Source organism: Agromyces kandeliae (genome assembly GCF_009674665.1).
GTDB lineage: Bacteria > Actinomycetota > Actinomycetes > Actinomycetales > Microbacteriaceae > Agromyces > Agromyces kandeliae.
Window position 1 is genome coordinate 15,813 of record NZ_WKJD01000016.1, and the last position, 20,215, is coordinate 36,027.

Consider the following 20,215-nt stretch of genomic DNA (forward strand, 5'->3'; position numbering starts at 1 on the left):
CGGTCAGGCGCCGTCGTTCCCGGGGTCGTCGGCGTGGTCGGCCTCCGCGGCGCCATCGCCGTCGTCCTCGCCCTCGCCGTCGGCGAGCAGCTCGCGCACGCGCGGCACCACCTCGGTCGCATAGAGCTCGATCGTGCGCAGCATCGCCTCGTGCGGCAGCGTGCCGTTGGAGTACTTCAGGTCGAAGCGCTGTGCGCCGAGCGTGCGCATCGTCGCGGCGATCTTCTGCGCGACGGTCTCGGGCGACCCCGCGTACAGCGCGCCGTTCGGGTTCGCCTCGCCCTCGAAGTGCTCCCGCGTGACCGCGCCCCAGCCGCGCTCGCGGCCGATGCGGTTCATGATGGTCTCGTAGTGCGGCCACAGGGTCTCGAGCGCCTGCTCGTCGCTGTCGGCGACGATGCCGGGCGAGTGCACCGCGATCGGCTGCGACTCGTGCCCGAACTGCGCGAGCGCCCTGCGGTAGAGGTCCGCGAGCGGGGCGAAGCGCGCCGGGCTCCCTCCGATGATCGCGAGCACGAGGGGCAGGCCGTAGTGCGCGGCGCGCACGACGGACTCGGGGCTGCCGCCGACGCCGACCCAGGTGCGCAGTCGTCCGTGCTCGACCTTCGGGAAGACCTCCTGGTCGGTGAGCGAGGCGCGCAGCTTCCCGCTCCACGTCACGGGCTCCTGCGGGAGCAGCGCGGAGAACAGGTTGAGCTTCTCCTCGAACAGGTCCTGGTACTGGCTGAGGTCGTAGCCGAACAACGGGAAGGACTCGATGAACGACCCGCGTCCGAGGATGACCTCGGCGCGACCCCCGGAGACCGCGTCGAGGGTCGCGAACCGCTGGTAGACGCGCACCGGGTCGTCGGAGCTCAGGACCGTGACCGCCGACCCGAGGTGGATGCGCTCGGTGCGCCCGGCGATCGCGGCGAGCACGACCTCAGGGGCGGAGATGGCGAACTCGTGGCGGTGGTGCTCGCCGACGCCGAAGAAGTCGAGGCCGAGGCGGTCCGCGAGCTCCGCCTCCTCCACGACGTTGCGGAGGACCTGTGCCTGCGGAAGCGGATCGCCGCCCGGCCCGAGCGTCACGTCGCCGAAGGTGTCGAGTCCGAATTCCTGGTTGCGCGCCATCCGCTGCTCCCCTGTCCTGTGATCGATGCATCTGCATGCACCTGATCGGAACCCCGTGTGCTGAGAGACTATTCCGTGGGGCTCGGGGAATGTCCGCCCCGACGGGCGCGTTCACGATGGAGACGGCGCCGGACGGCCGACGTCGCATGCGCTCGCCCCCGGCAGCGGGCACGAGTGGAGGAGGTCACGTGGCGGAACGACCGACGATCGGCATCTTCGGCGCCGGCAAGGTGGGCACTGCGCTCGCGCGCCTGCTCGTCGATGCGGGCTACGAGGTCGCACTCGCCGGCTCCCCGCGCCAGACCGCGCTCGAACTCCTCGTCTCGGTCGTCGCGCCCGGAGCGCGCGTGGCCGACGCCGCGCATCTCGCCGACGAATCCGACGTCATCGTCGTCGCCGTGCCGTTCGGCAAGGCGCCGACCGTGCCCTGGAACGCCTTCGACGGCAAGGTCGTCGTGGACGCCACCAACTACTGGCCGCCCGTCGACGGTCACATCCCCGACGTCGACGCCGACGAGCGCACCACCAGCGAGATCCACGCGGCGCTGAACCCCGCGGCCCGCGTCGTCAAGTCCCTCAACCACCTCGGCTACCACGACATGGAGGACGACCCCATGCCGTCGGGCTCGCCGCTCCGACGCGCGATCGCGGTCGTCGGCGACGACGCCGACGCACGAGCGGCGGTCGCCCGCATCATCGACGACCTCGGCTTCGATCCCGTCGACGGCGGAGCGCTCGGCAACGGTCGCGCCCTCGAGCCGGGCCACCCGGCGTTCGGCCGCGAACTCTCGGCGAGGGAGCTCGCGAGCCTGCTCGAGGCCGAGCGCGCGGTGGCCGCGTGACGAACGTGCGTCCGCGGCGCTGACGGGTCAGGCGGAGACCGGCCCGTCCGTCTCCGCGTCATTCACCGGCCGAGGTGGTTCCTCGTCGGCGGAACGCTCGCGCTCGATGCGCGCCGTCCCGAGCCGCTGGCGCAGGTCGACCAGGCCGACCACGAGCGCCACGACGAGCAGCGCCCCGACGGCGGCGATGCCGACCGCGTACGCCTGGTGGAACACGTCGATCCGTGGCTCGGCCCCCTCGCCCCGGTACACGGTCGAGTAGAACAGCGAGAGTGCCACGGCCGTGCCGATCGCCGTGCCGATGCGCTGTCCGAGCTGGCCGACGGACCCCGCCAGCCCGCCCCGCCGGATCGGGATGTCGGCGAGCGCGAGCACCTGGTTCGGCGCGATCACGAACCCGCCGCCGGCGCCGCCGATCAGCATCACGGCGGCCATGAGCCACGGCGTGAGCGGCGGCGGCGTCGCCACGGCGACGAGGACGAGCAGCGCGAACCCGATGAGGAGCATCACGAGTCCCGCGACGACGAGGGGGCGCCCGACGCGGTTGACGAGCCGGCCGCCGAGCCACGACGTGTACGCGCTCGTGAGCGCGAATCCGATCGTCACCATCCCCGCGAACACCGGCTCGAGCCCGAGCCCCTGCTGCAGGTACAGCGTCGTCAGCAGGAACGATGCGGGCATCGCCGCGAAGTACACGGTCGCGAGGAGCGTGCCGTTCCGGTACGAGCGGAGCGAGAACAGGTCGAGGGGCACGAGGGGGGCGCGACCGGATGCCGCGTACCGGCGCTCCCACCAGAGGAACGCCGCGAGCGCCGCCGCGAACACGACCAGCGTCCACCACCGCGCCGGGTCGTCGTCGGGCGACCCCGTGGTGAGCAGGAACGGCCACATCAGGGCGGTGACGACGACGCCGAAGATCGCGACCCCGACGGGGTCGAGCGAGATGCGCCGGGTGTCGCCCGGCGGCCGTCCCGGCAGCAGGCGCGCGGCGAACGCGATCGCGACGATGGCGAGCGGCACGTTCATCCAGAAGATCCCGCGCCAGCCGTCGGTGGGCCCGCCGATCGCGATCGCGAGCCCGCCGAGCGTCGGCCCGAATGCGGTCGCGATGCCGATCGTCGCCCCGAACAGGCCGAACGCCGCCCCGCGCTCCGCACCCTGGAAGAGCTGCTGGACCATGCCGAGGACCTGCGGCATCTGGATGCCGGCGGCCACTCCCTGCAGCAGGCGGCCGACCAGCAGCACGGGCGCGCTCGGCGCGATCGCGCAGACGAGGCTCGTGAGCGCGAACAGGCTGAGCCCGATGATGAACATCGTCTTGCGCGATCCCTGGTCGCCGAGGCGACCAGCGGGCACCAGCGTGAGCCCGAACGCGAGCACGAAGCCCGAGACCAGCAGGCCGAGTTCGGTCGGCCCGGCGCCGAGGGCCTCCTCGATCGACGGCAGCGCCACGTTGACCTTCGTCAGGTCCATGATCGTGAGCGCGGCGACGCCGACGCACACCCAGTAGGCGCGCCAGCGGTGATCGGTCGCCTCGCGAACGGGAGGCCCTGGGGGTTGCGACATCCGCTCCAGCCTACGCCCGGTCACGGACGCTCCCGCGGTGCGCCCCGTCGCCGCCGCGACCAGCGCGCGACCGGCACCCGACCTACGGCTGCAGGCGCTCGACGCGCCAGGGCGGCCCCGACCCGGCGTCCGCGTCACGCTCGAACACGAGGCGGTCGTGCAGTCGCGAGGTCCTCCCCTGCCAGAACTCGATCCGCCACGGACGCAGCCGGTAGCCGCCCCAGCGCTCGGGGCGGCGGATGTCGTCGACGCCCGCGTACTCCTCCTCGAGTTCGCGAACGCGCTCCTCGAGCTCGGCGCGCGACCCGATCGGTCGCGACTGGCGGCTCGCGGTCGCGGCGATGCGCGAGCCGTACGGTCGCGTCGCCCAGTACGCGTCCGACTCGTCGTCGTCGACCGTCGCGACGGCGCCCGTGACGATCACCTGCCGGTGGATGAGGTACCACGGGAACAGCAGCGTGGCGGTCGGGTTCGCCGCGAGCGCCAGCCCCTTCCGGGACGACCGGTCCGTGTAGAAGACGAACCCCCGATCGTCGACCCCGCGCAGCAGCACCGTCCGACTCGACGGCGTGGCGTCGGCACCGACCGTGCCGAGCACCATGGCGTTGGGCTCGTACACGCCGCGGTCGTCTGCCTCGGCGAGCCATCGGTCGAACTGCACGAACGGATCGGGGTCGAGCTGCCCCTCGTCGAGCCGCTCCTCACCGTAGTCCTTACGGCGGGTCAGGGCGTGCTCGACGGCCCGGTCGAGACGGTCGGGGTCGATCGCGTCGCTCATGCCTCCAGCGTACGAGGCGACGACGAAGCCCCCGGGATCCGAGCGGATTCCGGGGGCTTCATCTCGTTGGTGGACCCAGGGGGATTCGAACCCCCGACCTTCTCATTGCGAACGAGACGCGCTACCAACTGCGCCATGGGCCCGAGCCGTCAACGACTCTACCATCCCGCGAGGCGTGGTCCGGACCACCCGGATCAGACGGCGGTGCGGCGGCGGCGCAGCACCTGGTCGAGGTCGCCGATGCCGGGCTCCGCGCCTTCGACGATGCCCATCCGCGCGTAGGGATTGGCCGGCTCCGACGCCGAGGCGGCCTGACGCCGCGTCTCCGCGTCGCCGGCCGCCCGCGTCGGTGCCTGGTCGACGGATGCCGCGGGCGGCCGCAGCACGGGGACCTGCGGCTCCATCCGCTCAGCGCGCTCGGCGAGCTCGGCGTCGTTCGCGGCCCGCTTCAACTGCTCGGCCTCGGCGATGGAGGCCATGACGCTCGCGGCGATCGTGCCGCGCGAGAGGTGGAGCGGCTTCGGAAGCGGTTGGGGCGTCCATCCGGGCGCCTCGGCGGTGTCGGCATCCTCGACGTCGATGGGCTCGAACGGCTCGGCGACGGGCACTGCGACGGGGGCCGCGGCGGCCGGGGCCGGACGACGGCGTGCGAGGACCACGAGGCCCGTCATCGCGGTGACGATCCCGGCACCGCCGCCGAGGGCGACGAGACCCGTACCGCCGAGGGCGAGCATGACGAGCCCGGCGACGACCGCGACGAGCGACGCGAGGAGCAGCAGCGAGCACATCGCGCGACGGCGGCGCCGCGCACGGCGGGCCGCAGCGGCGCTCGGAGCGCCGGGCGCCGCCGCGCTGCGCGCGGATGCTGCATCCGCCTCGACCGGACGCGCGGCCTCGCGCTCGGCGGCCGCGACGCGCTCCGCCTGCGCCGCGAGCTCGCGCTCCGCCGCAGCGGCCGCCTCCTCGGCGGCGATGCGTTCGGCGATGGCGAGGTTCTCCGCGGCCTGCGCCTCGAGGCGCGCCGCCAGCTCGTGCTCGTGGAGGATCCGTTCCTGCGCCGCGACCTCACGCGCCGATACGCCGGTGCGGACCTCCTCGGGCGCCTCGGCCGTCTCGGCGAGGATCCGGAGGGTCTGCTGCAGGCGCACCGCGTTGCGCTCGGTGGCGAGGTACTGGCGTCGGCGGAGCCAGCTCGGGAGCAGGTAGGCGATCCACAGCGTCGCGGCGACTGCCACGAGCACGCCACCGCCGATCGGATCCATGGCACCACGCTAGGTCACCGGGCGCTGCCGGTCCCACTCGCCGTGGGGCGTGTCAGCGATCCCCCACCCGAAGGGGGGTGCGCGCGGCCTCGCGGTCCGCGTCCGGGATCGACGCGGCGGCGGTCGGCGCGCGGCCCTCGCGCCACCGCCGGAGCACCCCGCCGGGCACCTCCTCCGCGACGAGCGCGAACGCGAAGTGGTCGCGCCAGTCGCCGTCGATGTGGATGAACCGGCGGCGCAGCCCCTCGTAGCGGAAGCCGAGCTTCTCCACGACGCGGAGCGACGGCCCGTTCTCGGGGCGGATGCAGATCTCCATGCGGTGCAGCCGGAGGACCCGGAAGCAGTGATCGGTCGCGAGCGCGACGGCGGTGGGGGTGATGCCGCGACCGGCGACGTCCTTGGCGACCCAGTACCCGATCGACGCCGACGCGAGCGACCCGTGCGTGATCGACGACACGTTCAGCTGGCCGACCAGCTCGCCCTCCCACTCGAGCACGAACGGCAGCGCGGTGCCGGCGCGCGCGTGCGCGTTGAGGTTGCGGATGCTCGCCCGCGCATCGATCACGGTGCCCCCGCCGGGGTACGTCGCCTCCCACCTGCGCAGCCACGCGCGGTTGTCGAGCAGCACCCGTTCGAGCGGGCGCGCGTCGCGCACCCTGATCGGTCGGAGCGTCAACGACCCGTCGACGAGGGTCGGAACGGATGCCACCGGCACGTCAGCCTCGTTCGAGTCCGGCGGCGAACTCGACGAGCCAGGCCCGCAGGTCGGCGCCGAGGTCCTCGCGATCCGAGGCGAGCTGGATGACGGCCTTGATGTAGTCGAGCTTGTCGCCGGTGTCGTACCGTCGGCCCCGGAAGACGACGCCGTAGACGCCGCCCGTGCCCTCGACGTCGCCAGCCATCTCCATCAGCGCGTCAGTCAGCTGGATCTCGCCGCCCTTGCCCGGCGCCGTGCGGTGCAGGACCTCGAAGACCCCGGGCTTGATGACGTAACGGCCGATGACGGCGTAGTTCGAGGGTGCGACCTCCTTGGCGGGCTTCTCGACGAGGCCCGTGATCCGCACGACGTCGGGGTCGTCGGTCTCCTCGATCTCGGCGGCGCCGTAGAGGTGGATGCTGTCGGGGTCGACCTCGAGCAGGGCGACGATGGTCGCGTCGCGCGCGACCTGCTCCGCGAGCATCCGGGTGAGCAGCACGTCGCGCTCGTCGATGATGTCGTCGCCGAGCAGCACCGCGAACGGCTCGTCGCCGACGTGCATCTCGGCTCGGAGCACCGCGTGGCCGAGGCCCTTCGGGTCGCCCTGGCGGACGTAGTGCATCTGCGCGAGCTCGGTCGACTCGTTGACCTTCTGCAGCTTGGCCGTGTCGCCCTTCTGCTCGAGGGTGTACTCGAGCTCGGCGACGCGGTCGAAGTGGTTCTCGAGCGCGTTCTTGTTGCGGCCCGTGATCATCAGCACGTCGGTGAGCCCGGCGCCGACGGCCTCCTCGACCACGTACTGGATGGCGGGCTTGTCGACGACCGGCAGCATCTCCTTCGGCATCGCCTTGGTCGCGGGCAGGAAGCGCGTTCCCAGGCCGGCAGCGGGGATGACGGCCTTCGTGATCCGTTCAGTCATGCGCATCAGCGTAGCCGTACGGCATGGGCGTGGGACGGATGCATCGTCCTAGGATGGCTGGCATGCCCGACGATCCGACCGTGGTCAAGCGGATCCTCCGCGCCGAGCTCCGAGAGCGACGGCGGAACATGCCCGCGCACGAGCGCGACCTGGCCACCGAGGGCTTCACCTCCCGCCTGCAGGAGCTCGTCGGCTCGAGCGAGGCGACCTCGATCTCGTGCTACCTCTCGATGCCGACCGAGCCCGACACCCGGCCGTTCGTGAACTGGGCGGAGGCGCGGGGCATCCGCGTACTGTTCCCGATCACGCGCGAGGACGGCCTGCTCGACTGGACGGTCGGCGAGGAGGAGGACGAGGTGACCGGGCTGCACGGCATGCCCGAGGCGGTCGGCGAGCTCCTCGGTCCGATGGCGATCAACGACGTCGACCTGATCCTCGTGCCGGCTGCCGCGGTGGATGCCACGGGCATGCGCCTCGGCTGGGGACGCGGGTATTTCGACAAGACCCTCGGTTCGATGGGAAAATGTCCCCCGGTGTACGCCATCGTCTTCGACGGAGAGTTCGTCGAGGAGGTGCCGCGAGAGGTCCACGACCAGCCGGTGAACGGCGTCGTGACCCCCACGCGGATCGTCGCGTTCTGACTCGCGAGGCGTACTCCCCCGCATTCCACCGACGGAACCCGAGAGACCACCATGCCCACCTATTCCTATCGCTGCACCGAGTGCGGCGAGGCCTTCGACATCCAGCAGGCCTTCACCGACGACACGCTGACGGAATGCCCGACGTGCTCCGGCCGCCTGCGCAAGCTCTTCGGCACGGTCGGCGTGACCTTCAACGGGTCGGGGTTCTACCGGACCGACTCGCGCGCGAGCGGGAAGGACGGGTCCTCCTCCGCCTCCGAGTCCGGATCGGGCGGGTCCTCCGGAGGGTCCTCGTCCGGTTCGACGTCGTCCGGATCGTCGTCCTCCGGGTCGTCGTCCTCCGGGTCCTCGACTTCGACGACGAGCCCGTCGTCGACCGCCGCATAGGATCGACGTCCTGCCCGCGCCCACCACACCGCAGACGAAGGGAGAACAGCGAGTGCTCAAGGGATTCAAGGAGTTCATCCTCAGGGGGAACGTGATCGACCTCGCGGTCGCGGTCGTCATCGGCGCCGCGTTCACGTCGGTCGTCAACTCGATCGTGAGCAACCTGTTCAACCCGCTGATCGGCGCGCTCTTCCGCGCGGACAGCCTCGACTCCGCGTTCGTCTGGGAGATCCCCACGATGGACGGCAGCGTCGCGGAGGTGAAGTTCGGCGCCGTGCTCGGTGCGATCCTCACGTTCGTCATCGTCGCCGCCGTCGTCTACTTCGTCTTCGTCCTGCCGATGAACGTGCTGAAGGAGCGCGCCGAGGCGCGCCGACAGGCCGGCGCGTCGAAGGCCGAGGACCCGGAGACCGAGCTCACGGTGCTCGCCGAGATCCGCGACCTGCTCGCCGCGGATCGCGCGCGGCAGCCGGAATCGCAGCGCACCGAATAGCCCGCGCTCCGCGCGGAGGCGCCCGTCGACTCGATCGCCGGGCGCCCTCGCCGCTCACCAGTGCGGCGGGCGCTCGCGCGTGATCCGATCGTCTTCCGGACGGGAGGTCCGCGGCGGGCCGTCCTCGGACTCGTCGTGCGCTCCGGGCACCGCCGACTCGGGCTCGGGATCCGTGCCCGGTGCGGGGGTCAGGCGTGCACGCCGTGCGCCCCGCGAGCGTTCGACGCGCTGGCGCGGGGCCGCCTCATCCGCCTGCTCGCCGTCGTCTCGGTCGGCCGGGCCGGTCACGCGGACTCGGCCTCCTCGACCGCCGGCGCTCCCCTCCCGAGCACCGAGGCGACGCGTTCGGCGACCGACTCTGGGTCGCCGAACAGCTCGAAGCTGTGCACGCGCAGGTAATGCCAGCCGAGGCGTCGGAGCACGTCGGGCCGGAGCCGCAGCGACTCGCGGAGGCTCTGGCCGACGAGCGCCTGGTCGGTCTCGACGACGACGGCCTTGCCTGCGTACGACGCGGCGAGCGAGAGCGTGTCGCGGTGTCCGACGCTCACGCGGATGCCGCGGCGCTCGAGCCGCGTCGCGAGGTCGACGAGCATCGGGTCGCCGGGCCCGCGGTCCGGCATCGCGTCCTTCTGCTCCTCGGTGTGCGAGAGCACGCTCGCGAGCGCGACGACGCCGTGGCGCTGGCGGTCCGCGTCGATGTCCTCGGGGCGGAAGGCCGACACGATGTCCATCGAACGGCGCGCGCGGGTCATCGCGACCGCGAGCAACCGCTCGCCGCCCGGTTCGCCGAGCGCGCCGAAGTTCGACAGCAGGCGTCCGTGCGGCGTGCGGCCGTAGCCGATCGAGAACACCACGCGATCGCGGCTCTGCGCGACGGCCTGCTCGAGCGTGAGCACCGTGAACGGCTCGGCGCGGTCGCGCAGGATGAAGTCCGACAGGTCGCTGCGCTTGGCGAACGCGGCGAGCACGGCCTGGTGCACGCGGGCCGCGTGCCGTGCGCTCGCCGTGATCACCATGAGCGACTCGCGCGGGCGCTTGACCGCGTGCTCCATGACGAGTTCGACGACCTTCGCGACCTCGGCGTCGAGGCTCTCGACCGTGCCGGTCACGGCATCGGGCAGCCCGTTGCCGCGGACGTAGTGCAGGCCGAGGCTGCCGTGGCCGAGGAAGCTCCCCGCCCACGGCATCGACACGATGCGCCCGCCGTAGAACCGGCGGTTCACGAGCTCGGCGAGATCCTCGCCGCCCGCCCGGTAGCTCCGGGTGAGGGTGAGGGTCGGCAGCAGGTCGGCCAGGCGCGCGAGCGCCGAGTCGGCGTGCAGCGCGTCGACGCCGTGCTCGGCCGGCGGACGCTCATCGGGATCCGCCGGGATCGCGACCTCGAAGCGCGTGGGCGTCTGCGTGACCGGGTCGCCGAAGGCGACGACCTGGCTCGCGCGCCGGATCGCGCCCAGGTTCTCGGCGATGGTGGTCGCGCCGGCGTCGACGAGGAGGACCGTGTCGAACCGGATGGCATCGTCGATCTCGGGCACCTCGTACGGCGAGGCGAGCCAGACGGGAGCCAGCAGCCGGAACAGGTGCGGTGACTCCCGATGCAGGCGGTCCGGACGCACGCGGTCGCCGCGGAGCATCCGGCGCAGTCGCTCGGCCTCGTCGGGCTGGTCGACGAGCGCGACGCGCCACGCCTCGGCGAGGCGCCACGCGAGCAGGGGTCCCGCCGCCGAGGCGTGCGCGTCGTCGACGAGGCGGAAGTCGGATTCCAGGCGGTCGAGCACGCTCGTGTTCGCACCGAGGAGCGCGGGATCTCCCGCGAGCATCGTCTCGAACACCGATTGCCACCACGCGAGCTCGAGTTCGGAGGCGACCTGCTGCTCCGGCACATGTCGCTTGGCGAGGTCGACGAGCAGCGGGTCGAGCCCGAGACCTCGGAGCTTCTGGAGCAGCGCCGTCCGCTCCTGCAGGTTGAGCAGCACCTCGGACTCCGCGGCGAGGCCGACGAGCGTCGCCTCGAGATCGCGCAGCGGCCGAGCGGCGAGTCGCTTGGGGGTCCCGGCGAGCCCGAGCGGCGCGTCGAGCTCCTGCAGGTCGGCCGCGACCGTGTGATACGCGACGTGCACGTCGTCGAGCCCGACGGGCACGCTCGGCACCGCGCCCGCCTCCGAGTAGCGGTGCCACAGCGTGCGCTGCTGCTGGATGCCTCGGAGCGAGCCGTTCAGGTCGCCGACGTGCACCCCGGGGCGCACGTACTCGAGCGCGAGGCGCTTCAGTCGGCGCCGGTTCGCGCCCGACATCCCGGTCTCGCGGCGGGGCGCGGTGGCGGCGATGAGCTCGCCGAGCGGGCGATCATACACGGACGGCAGGAACTTGTCGAGCGTGTCGCGCACGTCGTGGAGCAGCCGGAGGAAGACGCCGAGCTCGGCGACGGACTCGAACTGGCGCAGGCGCGTCTGGGCGATGAGCGCCCGTCCGCGGTCGAGGAGTCGGGGCACGTCGGTCGTGCTCAACCGCTTGGCGAGCTCGTGGGCGGCCGTCGCCTCCTCCGACGTGGCGAAGTCCGCACCGTACCAGGGCGAGTCGCCCGGGCCGTAGCGGAACTCGCCGAGGGTCGCTGCACGGACCAGGTCCGCCGCGACCGAGTCGCGCCCATCGGCGAGCGCGACGAGCGAATCGCGATCGAGCCGGGCCGTGGTGTCGGGCGGCACCGGCATCGACGCGAGGCCGGCGAGCGCGGTGAGCGCATCGAGCACCGAGACGCCGAGCTCGCCGTCGTTGCGGGTGAGCGCGTTCCGGTAGTCGAGCAGCACGCGACGGAGGCGCACCAATGCGTCGTCGATGTCGGCGATACGGGGCTGCTCGGCCTTCTCGTTGCGCGTGATCGACTGGATGAGGTCCCGCCGAAGGCGATCCGTGCTCACGGCGAGCCCGCCGAGTCCGACCTGGCCGAGTCGGTGCGCGATGCCGTCGAGGCTCGCACGACGGGCGCCGACGACCAGCACGCGGCGCTCGTTCGCGAGCAGCGCGCCGATCGCGTTCACGATGGTCTGCGTCCCGCCCGTGCCGGGGAGCGTCTTCACGACGATCGAGTCGCCCTGCTCGATGCGGGCGATCACCTGCTCCTGCTCGGCGTCGGCGTCGAGCAGGAGACGGTCCGTCGAGGGCGGCCGCTCGTCCTGGGGGACGATGCGGGGCGGCTCCGCCTGCCGCGACGCGGCGGCGCGGGCGTTCGGGTTGCCGGCGATCGCGTCGATGACGGGGTGCTCGAGCCGCGCGGCATCCGCCCCCATCGCCGGGCCCACCTCGGCGAACGACGAGACCACGAGGCGCGGCGCGACGTGGAAGTACGGCAGGTGCGAGGTGAGCCCGCGAAGCCGGTCGATCACGGGCTGCGGCTTGAACATGCCGTTCGTGATCGCGAGCGCCACGAACGCGTCGGCGTCGAGCGTGATCTGGAAGCGGTCGTGCAACTCGCGGGCGAGCGCCGGGTTGAGGAAGGGCTGGCCCTTGAGCTTCAGCTCGAAGTCGCGCCCGTAGCGGCGGATCGCGAGCGGACGCAGCAGCACCGGGGCGAGGAAGTCCTCCCCGGCCGACTGCCAGGACGCCAGGCCGATCGCGAGGTGGACCGATTCGATGCCGCGGACGGAACGGAGCTCGACGCCCTTCTGCGTGATCTCGGCCGCCGCGAGCCGTGCGTTGCGCAGTGCGAGCTCGTCGCGGATCAGGCTCGACAGGAGGGTGGACTTGCCGGTGATGAACTGCGGCAGGCCGCCCGGGTGGGTCGTGGAGAGCTCGATGCGCGTGCGCGGCGCGTCGTCGAAGTGGATGAGCGGCGACCGGCCGCCGAGGTCGCGGAGCTCGGCGTGCCAGCGACGCCAGCTCGGCTCGGCGATGTTGCCGGCGACCACCGAGGGGTCGCCGATCGTCACCGCGTGGGGCGTCGCGGGGTCGCGTCTCGGATCCCTCGACCCGGCACGCTCGGCGGCAGGGGTCTCGGTCCCGTCGTCGAGGAAGTCGTCCCCGTCGTTCCGATCGAGCCGTTGCACATCGACACCATACGGCGGCGTGGCCGGATCCCCCGGAGCATCGCCGCACTCCGTGGGATTTCGATACCCGGCGGGTATTGATACCATGGGGGTATGCTTTCCCCTGGCACCCGATCGCACGAGGAGCAGCACATGAAGTCGATCTCCCCCACCGACGCCCACGCCGTGGCCGACGCGTGGATCCTCGACGTCCGCGAGGACCACGAACTCGAGCAGGCGCGCATCGACGACGCCCACCACATCCCACTCGGCATGCTCGTCGAACGACTCGACGAAGTGCCGCGCGACCGGACCGTGTACGTGATGTGCCACGGCGGCGGCCGGAGCGCGCAGGCGGCCGAGTACCTCTCGGCACAGGGCGTCGACGCCGTGAACATCTCGGGCGGCATCACGGAGTGGTACCGCGCCGGGCTCCCCCTCACCATCGGAGGTGCCGCATGACCACCCACATCGCCACGGAGTCCGCCTCCGACGCCCAGCGTCGCATCGCGAACCGCCTGAAGCGCGCCCGCGGTCAGCTCAACGCCGTGATCGAGGCCGTCGAGTCGGGCTCCGACTGCCGCACGGTCGTCACCCAGCTCGCCGCCGTGTCCAGCGCGCTCGACCGCGCGGGCTTCGCCGTGATCTCGACCGCGATGCGCGATTGCGCCGCCGACCCCGACGGCAAGGTCGACGGCTCGGGCGAGCGTCTCGACTTCGACGAGCTCGAGAAGCTGTTCCTCTCGCTCTCCTGACGAGCGCCCCGCCGACGCGCCCGGGCACGACCGCCACCGTCGGCGGGCGTGGCGCGCTCCGGTCGACGGCGGATGCCACGACGGCCGCCGCCCGATTCGGATCGGGTCGGCGGCCGTCGTGTGCTCACGGAGCGCCTGGTCGGGCACCCCGGCGTCAGACGAGGGAGGACAGCTCCAGGCCGTGGGCCTTCGCGACCCCCTCGTTGGTCAACTTGCCGGACGTGGCGTTCAGGCCCTTGGCCAGGGCGGGGTCGGCTGCGAGGGCGGCCTCCCAGCCGAGGTCCGCGATCTTCAGCGCGTACGGCAGCGTGGCGTTCGTGAGTGCCGGCGTCGAGGTCGCGGGCACCGCGCCGGGCATGTTCGCGACGCAGTAGTAGATCGCGTCGTGCACCCGGTACGTCGGGTCGGCGTGCGTGGTCGCGCGCGACCCCTCGAAGCATCCGCCCTGGTCGATCGCGATGTCGACGAGCACCGCGCCGCGCTTCATGGTGGCGACCATCTCGTCGGTGACGACCTTCGGCGCGGCCGCGCCGGGAACGAGCACCGCGCCGATCACGAGGTCCGCGTCGCGCACCTGGCGGGCGGTCTCGTAGGGCGAGGACGCGAGCGTCTTGATCCGGTGCTCGTAGCGCGCGTCGAGCTCGCGCAGCTTCGGCAGCGAGATGTCCATCACCGTCACGTCGGCGCCCATGCCCATCGCGGTCGCAGCCGCCTGCTCGCCGGCGACGCCGCCGCCGATCACGACCACCTTCGCGGGAGCGGTGCCGGGGACGCCGCCGAGCAGCACGCCGCGGCCGCCCTTCGACGCGTGCAGCGACGCCGCGCCGACCTGCGGCGCGAGCCGGCCGGCGACCTCGCTCATCGGGGTGAGCAGCGGCAGCGAACGGTCCGCGAGCTGGACGGTCTCGTAGGCGATCGCGGTGACGCCCGAATCGAGGATGGCCCGGGTGAGGGGGAGGTCAGCCGCGAGGTGCAGGTAGGTGAACAGCGTGAGGTCCTCGCGCAGGAACCCGTACTCCTGCTCGATGGGCTCCTTGACCTTCAGCACGAGCTCCGCGGCCCATGCCTCGTCGGCGGTCGCGACGATGTTCGCGCCGGCGGCGCGGTACTCGTCGTCGTGGTAGCCCGCGCCCTCGCCGGCACCGGCCTCGATGTCGACGCGATGCCCGCGCAGGGCGAGCGCGTTCGCTCCCGCGGGCGTCATCGCGACGCGGAATTCGTTGTTCTTGATCTCTGCAGGCACGCCGACGTGCATGGGTACGCTCCGAATGCTGTGTGGATGTGTCCTTCCATGGTCGCCTCATGTTCGCTGTTTGTGAAGTGCCTCCGCATGATGTTCGGTAGACTCACGGCATCCGTCTCGAAAGTTCGTGGAGGAGTGCCGCCATGTCCGATCTGCCGAAGTTCAGCGAACCCACCCGGGTCGTGCTCGACGACATCGACCGGCAGATCATCGCGCTGCTGCACGAGAACGCGCGCATCCCGAACGTCGACCTCGCCCGCGAGGTCGGCGTCTCCCCGTCGACGTGCCTCGCCCGCGTGCGCTCGCTGCGCGAGCGCGGCGTGATCACGCGCTACACGGCGGAGATCAACCCCGCCGCACTCGGCTTCACCCTCCAGGCGCTCGTCTCGGTCCGCATCCGCCCGGGCGCCCGCCACCTGATGGAGCAGATCTCCGCCGAACTGCGGCGGGAGCCCGAGGTGGCGCAGCTCTTCTTCCTCGGCGGCAGCGAGGACTTCCTCATCCACGTCCGCGTGCGGGACAGCGAGCACGTGCGCCAGTTCGTCCTGAAGAACCTGTCGGCGAATCCCGCGGTGGCGCTCACCGAGACCAACCTCGTCTTCGAGCACCACACGGCCGAATCGGCCGGGCTGCGCGCCGTGCTCTGACGTCGCCGCCCCGGCTCAGCGCGACATCGGCAGGATCTCGTCCAGGTCGAGCCCGGCCGGCGCCTCGAGTTGCTCGTACGTGCAGCTCTCGGGAGTGCGATCGGGGCGCCAGCGCCGGAACTGCGCCGTGTGCCGGAACCGATCGCCCTCCATGTGGTCGTACGCGACCTCGACGACGAGTTCGGGACGCAGCGGCACGAACGACAGGTCCTTGCCCGCACTCCAGCGGCTGACCGCGCCGGGCATACGGCCGGTGCGGTGCGCCTCCTGGTCGGCCCACTCCCCCCATGGATGCCGCGACAGGTCCTCCTCGACGTACGGTGCCAGTGTCTCGACGAGCTCGCGTCGCTTCGCCATCGGGAACGACGCGGCAACGCCCACGTGGTGCAGGCGCCCGTCGTCGCCGTGGAGCCCGAGCAGCAGGGACCCGACGATCCCGCCCGTCTTGTGCCAGCGGTAGCCGGCGATCACGCAGTCGGCCGTCCGCTCGTGCTTGACCTTGAACATCGTCCGCTTGTCGGGCTGGTAGGTGCCGTCGAGCGGCTTCGCGACGACGCCGTCGAGACCGGCTCCCTCGAACCTGGCGAACCAGTCGTCGGCCTCGGCGGGATCGGCGGTCGCCGGCGTCACGAAGACCGGGTCGGATGCCGCCGCGAGCGCCCCGACCAGCAGCGCGCGCCGCTCGGCGAACGGGCGGCCCGTCAGGTCGTCGTCGCCGAGCGCGAGCAGGTCGAATGCGACGAACGAGACCGGGGTCTGCTCGGCGAGGAGCTTCACCCGGCTCGCGGCAGGGTGGATCCGCTGCTGCAGCGCGTCGAAGTCGAGCCGGCCGTCGCGGACGAGCACGATCTCGCCGTCGACGACGCACCGCTCGGGGAGATGCTGCTTCAGCGCCACGACGAGCTCCGGGAAGTATCGCGTCATCGGGCGCTCGTTGCGGCTGCCGAGTTCGACCTCGTCGCCGTCGCGGAACACGATCGTGCGGAAGCCGTCCCACTTCGGCTCGACGTGCCCGACGTCGGGAATGCCCTTCACCGACTTCGCGAGCATCGGCTTGACGGGCGGCATCACCGGCAGGTCCATCCGCCCATCATGCTCCCCTCCTCCGACAGGCGCACCCGGCATCCGTCGGCGGGTAGCACCACCTCCGCGGGCGATCAAGGGCCTGCCGCAGCGCGAGCGCGCGACGTAACCTCCATGACGGGGAACGCGTTCGGGGCGCACCGACCACCGGAGGGGTGAGGGTGACCATGTCCGAATCGGATGGACACGGACCAAAGGCCGCACGATCGGAGGAGGACCGCGTCATGGATGCCGCGGTCGACGAGGTCCAGCGGCGCGCACGCGCACAGGAGGACGCCGACGCCGACGAGCGCATCGCCGTCCGGGACGACGACGGGCGGATCACCGAGGAGCGGGCGCAATGAGCGCCGTGATCGAGCGACCCGACCACGGCACCGACCACGAGCCCCGCCTGCTCCCGTCGATCGGGATGTGGTGGCCGATGCTCGAGGCGCCGCTGCAGCTCGAGATCCTCGAGCACCCCACCGCACCGCTCCGTCCGGCGATCGTGCGGCGGATCCTCGACCTCTGCGAACTCGACGAGCGGCCCGTGCCCCGATCGGGCGTGCGGCTCGGTGCGAACGAGCGCGCGTACCTCGCAGGATGGACGCACGCCGCCGGCTGGACCTGACCGCGCAGGCCGGATGAGACCACGTCAGGCGCACGAGCGCAAGCCGTTGAGTCGAGCCTGCCCGACCGGTAGACCTGCAGGTATGGACCGGATCCACTACGCGGGCGGCGAGCTGCTCACCGGAAGCGCGATCGCCGATGCGATCGTCGACTACGCGGCCGCGCTCGCGTCGCGCCGGTCCGCGGCATCGATCGACATCCCGATCCGCGGCGACGACGGCTCGGCCGCACGCGCGCACCTGCTGATCGGGCCCGCCAGCCAGCTCCTCACCGAACCGGTCGAGACGGACCTCGAGGAACTCGTCGACGAGGAGCTCGTCTCACGCCTCAGGGCGGCGACGACGGCGCTCTCCGCCATCCGCCCCATGGTCGAGGCGCCGGAACCCGGGTACGGCGCAGGTGACGACACCGATGAGCTGGAGTGGCCGCCGATCCGTTGAGGTCGTGCGGGACCGACGGTCAGTCGCCCAGGTCGACCTTGTCGACGCCGCCCGCTCCCGCCTCCGTGGCGGGCTCGGCCCGGCGCTCCTCGGCCTCCGCATCGGCGTCGCCGGGCAGCGGGTCGTCCGCGGGAATGGGCACGATGCTGACGGGGATGCCGGGGCCGACCAGCAACTGGGCGGGCTGCGGCCGGCCCTCCCCGTAGTTCACCGTGATCCAGTCGGCGCGCCCTCGCTCGTGCGCGCGCTCGATCGCCTCCTTGATCGCCTCGACGTCGGCTTCGCCGACCGAGTACTGCGCACCGTCGTACATGATGTTCACGCGCTTCACGACTCGTGCCCTCCGTTCGGATCCACCGAGTTCCTCGCCTCGGGCTCGGGGACGAGGACCAGGCCACCCGGCGAGTTCGCCGTGGACATGAGCGCGTCGACCCATGCGCGATTGATCGACGGCTGACGGCCGCCGGAGTACTTGAACACGAGCGGGATCCGCGGGTGCATCCAGAGCGTGCTGCGACCATTGCCGATCGCGGGGTCGTCGCGCCAACTGAAGTAGAACGACTCGCCTCGGCGGAGCTTCGCGCCGATCACGAGCTGCAGGTGCGCGAGCACCCGATCGTCGAAGTCAACACCGAGGGTCGAGTCGTACGTCAGCTTCCCCACATCCACCTCCGGCGCTGCACAGCCTGACGCACAGCGTAGCCCGCGGCGGGGTCGGGGAACAGGGGTTGCCAAGGCGCGATCCGAGCACCCTCCGTCGGGAGCTGCGGGCGTCAGCCGCCGCGGTGCGACCGGTAGTACTCGATCAGCGCGCGGGTCGAGGCATCCTGCCCTGCCATCGCCGCCTCGTCGCCCTCGATCGCCGGGGCGATCTGCAGGGCGAGCTGCTTGCCGAGCTCGACGCCCCACTGGTCGAACGAGTTGATGCCCCACACGACGCCCTGCGTGAACGTGATGTGCTCGTACAGCGCGATGAGCTGGCCGAGCACCGACGGGGTGAGCGCCGGCGCGAAGATCGACGTCGTCGGACGGTTGCCCTCGAACGTGCGCGCCGCGACGAGCGGCCCCGTCGTGCCCTCCGCCTCGACCTCCTCGGGAGTCTTGCCGAAGGCGAGCGCCTTGGTCTGCGCGAGGAAGTTCGCCAGGAACAGTCCGTGCACGTCGCGCCCGTCGTCGGCCAGCGGGTAGGCCGGGTTCGCGAACGCGATGAAGTCGGCGGGGATCAACCGCGTGCCCTGGTGGATCAGCTGGTAGAACGCGTGCTGGCCGTTCGTGCCGGGCTCGCCCCAGAAGACCTCGCCCGTGGTGGTCGTGACCGGCGAGCCGTCCCAGCGGACCGACTTGCCGTTGGACTCCATCGTGAGCTGCTGCAGGTACGCCGGGAACCGGTGGAGCTGCTGCGCGTACGGCAGGACGGCGTGCGACTGGGAACCCAGGAAGTTCGTGTACCAGACGTTGAGGAGCCCCATGAGAATCGGCACGTTGCGCTCGAGCGGCGTCGTGCGCACGTGCTCGTCGACCGCGTGGAAGCCCGCGAGCAGGTCGCGGAAGACCGAGGGCCCGAGCTCGATCGCGAGCGAGAGTCCGATCGCCGAGTCGACCGAGTAGCGCCCTCCGACCCAGTCCCAGAAGCCGAACGCGTTCTCGGGGTCGATGCCGAACGCCGCGACCTTGTCGAGCGCGGTCGAGACCGCGACGAAGTGGTGCGCGACCGCGTCGGTGCGGGATGCCTCGTCGCCGCCGATCGCGCCGGAGGACTCGAGCCCGGCCCACAGCCAGTCGCGCGCGAGCCGCGCGTTGGTGAGCGTCTCGAGCGTGGTGAAGGTCTTGGACGCGACGATCACGAGCGTGGTCTCCGGGTCGAGCCCGGCCGTCTTCTGCGCCACGTCGGTCGGGTCGATGTTGGAGACGAAGTGCGCGCGGATGCCGGCGTCCGCATAGGGCTTCAGCGCCTCGGAGACCATCACCGGGCCGAGGTCGGAGCCGCCGATGCCGATGTTCACGACATCCGTGACGCGCTTGCCGCTCACGCCGCGCCACTCCCCCGAGCGGACCCGCTCGGCGAAGGCGCCCAGCCGGTCGAGGACCTCGTGGACGTCGTGGTCGATGTCCTGTCCGTCGACGACGAGGGGCGGCTCGGCCCCGGCGGGCCGGCGCAGTGCGGTGTGCAGCACCGCGCGGTCCTCGGTGGTGTTGATGTGCTCGCCCGCCAGCATCGCGGCGTACCGCTCGGCGACGTGCGTCTGCTCCGCGAGTCGGACCAGTGCGGCGAGGATCTCGTCGGTGACGAGGTTCTTCGACAGGTCGACGTGCAGGTCTGCCAGCGGCAGGCTCAGCCGATCGACGCGATCGGCGTCGGCGGCGAACCAGCCGCGCAGGTCGGGTTCGAACGAGGCGCTCCGGGCCTCGAGCTCGGACCAGGCGGACGTGGCTGTGGGATCGATCGGCGTGCTCACCCGCCTCACGCTACCCGCACCGATCGGGCGCGTGAACCCGTGCGACGCCGGGCTACGGGAACGGAGCGGACACGGCGACTGCGACGGTGCCCCTGGAGGGACTCGAACCCCCAACCCTCTCCTTAGGACGGAGCTGCTCTTCCATTGAGCTACAGAGGCTGACCGGAAGAGTCTAGCGGGCGTACGAGACCGGCTCGGCCCGTGGGCCGGCCCGCTCGAACCGGTGCGGCCGGCGACGGGCTCAGTTGTAGCCGAGCACCACGAT

Annotated in this window: 23 protein-coding genes, 2 tRNA genes and 1 pseudogene; 10 read left to right on the forward strand and 16 right to left on the reverse strand. The window is 71.9% G+C overall.

What is annotated here, in order from left to right; translation table 11 throughout:
• Positions 1-3: 3 nt before the first annotated feature.
• Positions 4-1,113 carry an LLM class flavin-dependent oxidoreductase gene (locus GJR97_RS10230; protein WP_154346400.1) on the reverse strand — a complete coding sequence of 370 codons (1,110 nt, stop codon included), beginning with the start codon at positions 1,111-1,113 and terminating at the stop codon, positions 4-6.
• A gap of 188 nt (positions 1,114-1,301) precedes the next feature.
• Between GJR97_RS10230 and GJR97_RS10235 the strand changes: the two genes are divergently transcribed.
• Positions 1,302-1,955: an NADPH-dependent F420 reductase gene (locus tag GJR97_RS10235; protein ID WP_195760670.1), complete on the forward strand. Its 654-nt coding sequence runs from the start codon at positions 1,302-1,304 to the stop codon at positions 1,953-1,955.
• A gap of 27 nt (positions 1,956-1,982) precedes the next feature.
• Here GJR97_RS10235 and GJR97_RS10240 read toward each other — a convergent pair whose 3' ends face one another.
• From GJR97_RS10240 to GJR97_RS10265, 6 genes are all read right to left on the reverse strand, one after another.
• Positions 1,983-3,521, reverse strand: coding sequence for an MFS transporter (locus GJR97_RS10240; RefSeq protein ID WP_154346402.1), 1,539 nt, complete (start codon positions 3,519-3,521; stop codon positions 1,983-1,985).
• An 82-nt stretch (positions 3,522-3,603) separates the two neighbouring features.
• Positions 3,604-4,299: a pyridoxamine 5'-phosphate oxidase gene (pdxH, locus tag GJR97_RS10245; RefSeq protein WP_154346403.1), complete on the reverse strand. Its 696-nt coding sequence runs from the start codon at positions 4,297-4,299 to the stop codon at positions 3,604-3,606.
• A 67-nt stretch (positions 4,300-4,366) separates the two neighbouring features.
• Positions 4,367-4,442 (reverse strand) — tRNA-Ala (locus GJR97_RS10250).
• A 51-nt stretch (positions 4,443-4,493) separates the two neighbouring features.
• Positions 4,494-5,561 carry a hypothetical protein gene (locus GJR97_RS10255; RefSeq protein WP_154346404.1) on the reverse strand — a complete coding sequence of 356 codons (1,068 nt, stop codon included), beginning with the start codon at positions 5,559-5,561 and terminating at the stop codon, positions 4,494-4,496.
• Positions 5,562-5,613: 52 nt separating this feature from the next.
• Positions 5,614-6,270, reverse strand: coding sequence for a GNAT family N-acetyltransferase (locus GJR97_RS10260; protein ID WP_324613457.1), 657 nt, complete (start codon positions 6,268-6,270; stop codon positions 5,614-5,616).
• A 7-nt stretch (positions 6,271-6,277) separates the two neighbouring features.
• Positions 6,278-7,177, reverse strand: a complete 900-nt coding sequence (locus GJR97_RS10265; protein ID WP_154346405.1) for a UTP--glucose-1-phosphate uridylyltransferase — start codon at positions 7,175-7,177, stop codon at positions 6,278-6,280.
• 62 nt (positions 7,178-7,239) lie between these two features.
• On the opposite strand from GJR97_RS10265, the gene GJR97_RS10270 reads away from it, so the two are divergent.
• Together GJR97_RS10270 and GJR97_RS18765 are read left to right on the forward strand one after the other, a co-directional pair.
• Positions 7,240-7,818, forward strand: a complete 579-nt coding sequence (locus GJR97_RS10270) for a 5-formyltetrahydrofolate cyclo-ligase (protein WP_154346406.1) — start codon at positions 7,240-7,242, stop codon at positions 7,816-7,818.
• A gap of 51 nt (positions 7,819-7,869) precedes the next feature.
• Positions 7,870-8,010, forward strand: a pseudogene (locus GJR97_RS18765) (FmdB family zinc ribbon protein); the annotation flags it as partial.
• Positions 8,011-8,024: 14 nt separating this feature from the next.
• Here GJR97_RS18765 and GJR97_RS18770 read toward each other — a convergent pair.
• Positions 8,025-8,234 (reverse strand): hypothetical protein, encoded by a 210-nt coding sequence (locus GJR97_RS18770; protein ID WP_324613463.1) that lies wholly within the window; start codon positions 8,232-8,234, stop codon positions 8,025-8,027.
• 23 nt (positions 8,235-8,257) lie between these two features.
• On the opposite strand from GJR97_RS18770, the gene mscL reads away from it, so the two are divergent.
• On the forward strand, positions 8,258-8,698 hold the full coding sequence (mscL, locus tag GJR97_RS10280; RefSeq protein WP_324613383.1) for a large conductance mechanosensitive channel protein MscL: 441 nt from the start codon (positions 8,258-8,260) through the stop codon (positions 8,696-8,698).
• Between the two features lie 54 nt (positions 8,699-8,752).
• Here mscL and GJR97_RS10285 read toward each other — a convergent pair whose 3' ends face one another.
• Both GJR97_RS10285 and GJR97_RS10290 read right to left on the reverse strand, forming a co-directional pair.
• Positions 8,753-8,986: a hypothetical protein gene (locus GJR97_RS10285; protein WP_154346409.1), complete on the reverse strand. Its 234-nt coding sequence runs from the start codon at positions 8,984-8,986 to the stop codon at positions 8,753-8,755.
• Positions 8,983-12,738: an AAA family ATPase gene (locus GJR97_RS10290; protein WP_154346410.1), complete on the reverse strand. Its 3,756-nt coding sequence runs from the start codon at positions 12,736-12,738 to the stop codon at positions 8,983-8,985. The genes GJR97_RS10285 and GJR97_RS10290 overlap by 4 nt, the downstream gene beginning before the upstream one ends.
• A gap of 132 nt (positions 12,739-12,870) precedes the next feature.
• Between GJR97_RS10290 and GJR97_RS10295 the strand changes: the two genes are divergently transcribed.
• Both GJR97_RS10295 and GJR97_RS10300 read left to right on the forward strand, forming a co-directional pair.
• Complete coding sequence (locus GJR97_RS10295) at positions 12,871-13,179, forward strand: rhodanese-like domain-containing protein (RefSeq protein ID WP_154346411.1); 309 nt, start codon at positions 12,871-12,873, stop codon at positions 13,177-13,179.
• Positions 13,176-13,472 (forward strand): metal-sensitive transcriptional regulator, encoded by a 297-nt coding sequence (locus GJR97_RS10300; RefSeq protein WP_154346412.1) that lies wholly within the window; start codon positions 13,176-13,178, stop codon positions 13,470-13,472. Before GJR97_RS10295 ends, GJR97_RS10300 begins: the two co-directional genes overlap by 4 nt.
• A 154-nt stretch (positions 13,473-13,626) precedes the next feature.
• Here GJR97_RS10300 and ald read toward each other — a convergent pair whose 3' ends face one another.
• A complete protein-coding gene (ald, locus tag GJR97_RS10305) occupies positions 13,627-14,727 on the reverse strand; it encodes an alanine dehydrogenase (RefSeq protein ID WP_154346413.1) in 1,101 nt (366 codons plus the stop codon).
• A gap of 131 nt (positions 14,728-14,858) precedes the next feature.
• On the opposite strand from ald, the gene GJR97_RS10310 reads away from it, so the two are divergent.
• Positions 14,859-15,362, forward strand: a complete 504-nt coding sequence (locus GJR97_RS10310) for an Lrp/AsnC family transcriptional regulator (protein ID WP_154346414.1) — start codon at positions 14,859-14,861, stop codon at positions 15,360-15,362.
• A gap of 15 nt (positions 15,363-15,377) precedes the next feature.
• On the opposite strand, the gene GJR97_RS10315 is transcribed toward GJR97_RS10310, so the two are convergent.
• A complete protein-coding gene (locus tag GJR97_RS10315) occupies positions 15,378-16,445 on the reverse strand; it encodes an ATP-dependent DNA ligase (RefSeq protein ID WP_154346415.1) in 1,068 nt (355 codons plus the stop codon).
• 167 nt (positions 16,446-16,612) lie between these two features.
• Between GJR97_RS10315 and GJR97_RS10320 the strand changes: the two genes are divergently transcribed.
• The 3 genes from GJR97_RS10320 (at position 16,613) to GJR97_RS10330 (ending at position 17,494) form a co-directional block, all read left to right on the forward strand.
• Positions 16,613-16,789, forward strand: a complete 177-nt coding sequence (locus GJR97_RS10320) for a hypothetical protein (RefSeq protein ID WP_154346416.1) — start codon at positions 16,613-16,615, stop codon at positions 16,787-16,789.
• Positions 16,786-17,055, forward strand: coding sequence for a hypothetical protein (locus GJR97_RS10325; protein ID WP_154346417.1), 270 nt, complete (start codon positions 16,786-16,788; stop codon positions 17,053-17,055). The genes GJR97_RS10320 and GJR97_RS10325 overlap by 4 nt, the downstream gene beginning before the upstream one ends.
• Positions 17,056-17,137: 82 nt before the next feature.
• Positions 17,138-17,494, forward strand: a complete 357-nt coding sequence (locus tag GJR97_RS10330) for a hypothetical protein (RefSeq protein ID WP_154346418.1) — start codon at positions 17,138-17,140, stop codon at positions 17,492-17,494.
• Between the two features lie 19 nt (positions 17,495-17,513).
• On the opposite strand, the gene GJR97_RS10335 is transcribed toward GJR97_RS10330, so the two are convergent.
• The 4 genes from GJR97_RS10335 to GJR97_RS10350 form a co-directional block, all read right to left on the reverse strand.
• Complete coding sequence (locus GJR97_RS10335; protein ID WP_154346419.1) at positions 17,514-17,825, reverse strand: hypothetical protein; 312 nt, start codon at positions 17,823-17,825, stop codon at positions 17,514-17,516.
• Positions 17,822-18,157, reverse strand: a complete 336-nt coding sequence (locus GJR97_RS10340) for a DUF7882 family protein (RefSeq protein ID WP_324613384.1) — start codon at positions 18,155-18,157, stop codon at positions 17,822-17,824. Before GJR97_RS10340 ends, GJR97_RS10335 begins: the two co-directional genes overlap by 4 nt.
• Positions 18,158-18,267: 110 nt before the next feature.
• Positions 18,268-19,950 (reverse strand): glucose-6-phosphate isomerase, encoded by a 1,683-nt coding sequence (gene pgi / locus GJR97_RS10345; protein ID WP_324613385.1) that lies wholly within the window; start codon positions 19,948-19,950, stop codon positions 18,268-18,270.
• Between the two features lie 87 nt (positions 19,951-20,037).
• Positions 20,038-20,109 (reverse strand) — tRNA-Arg (locus GJR97_RS10350).
• Positions 20,110-20,215: the final 106 nt, after the last annotated feature.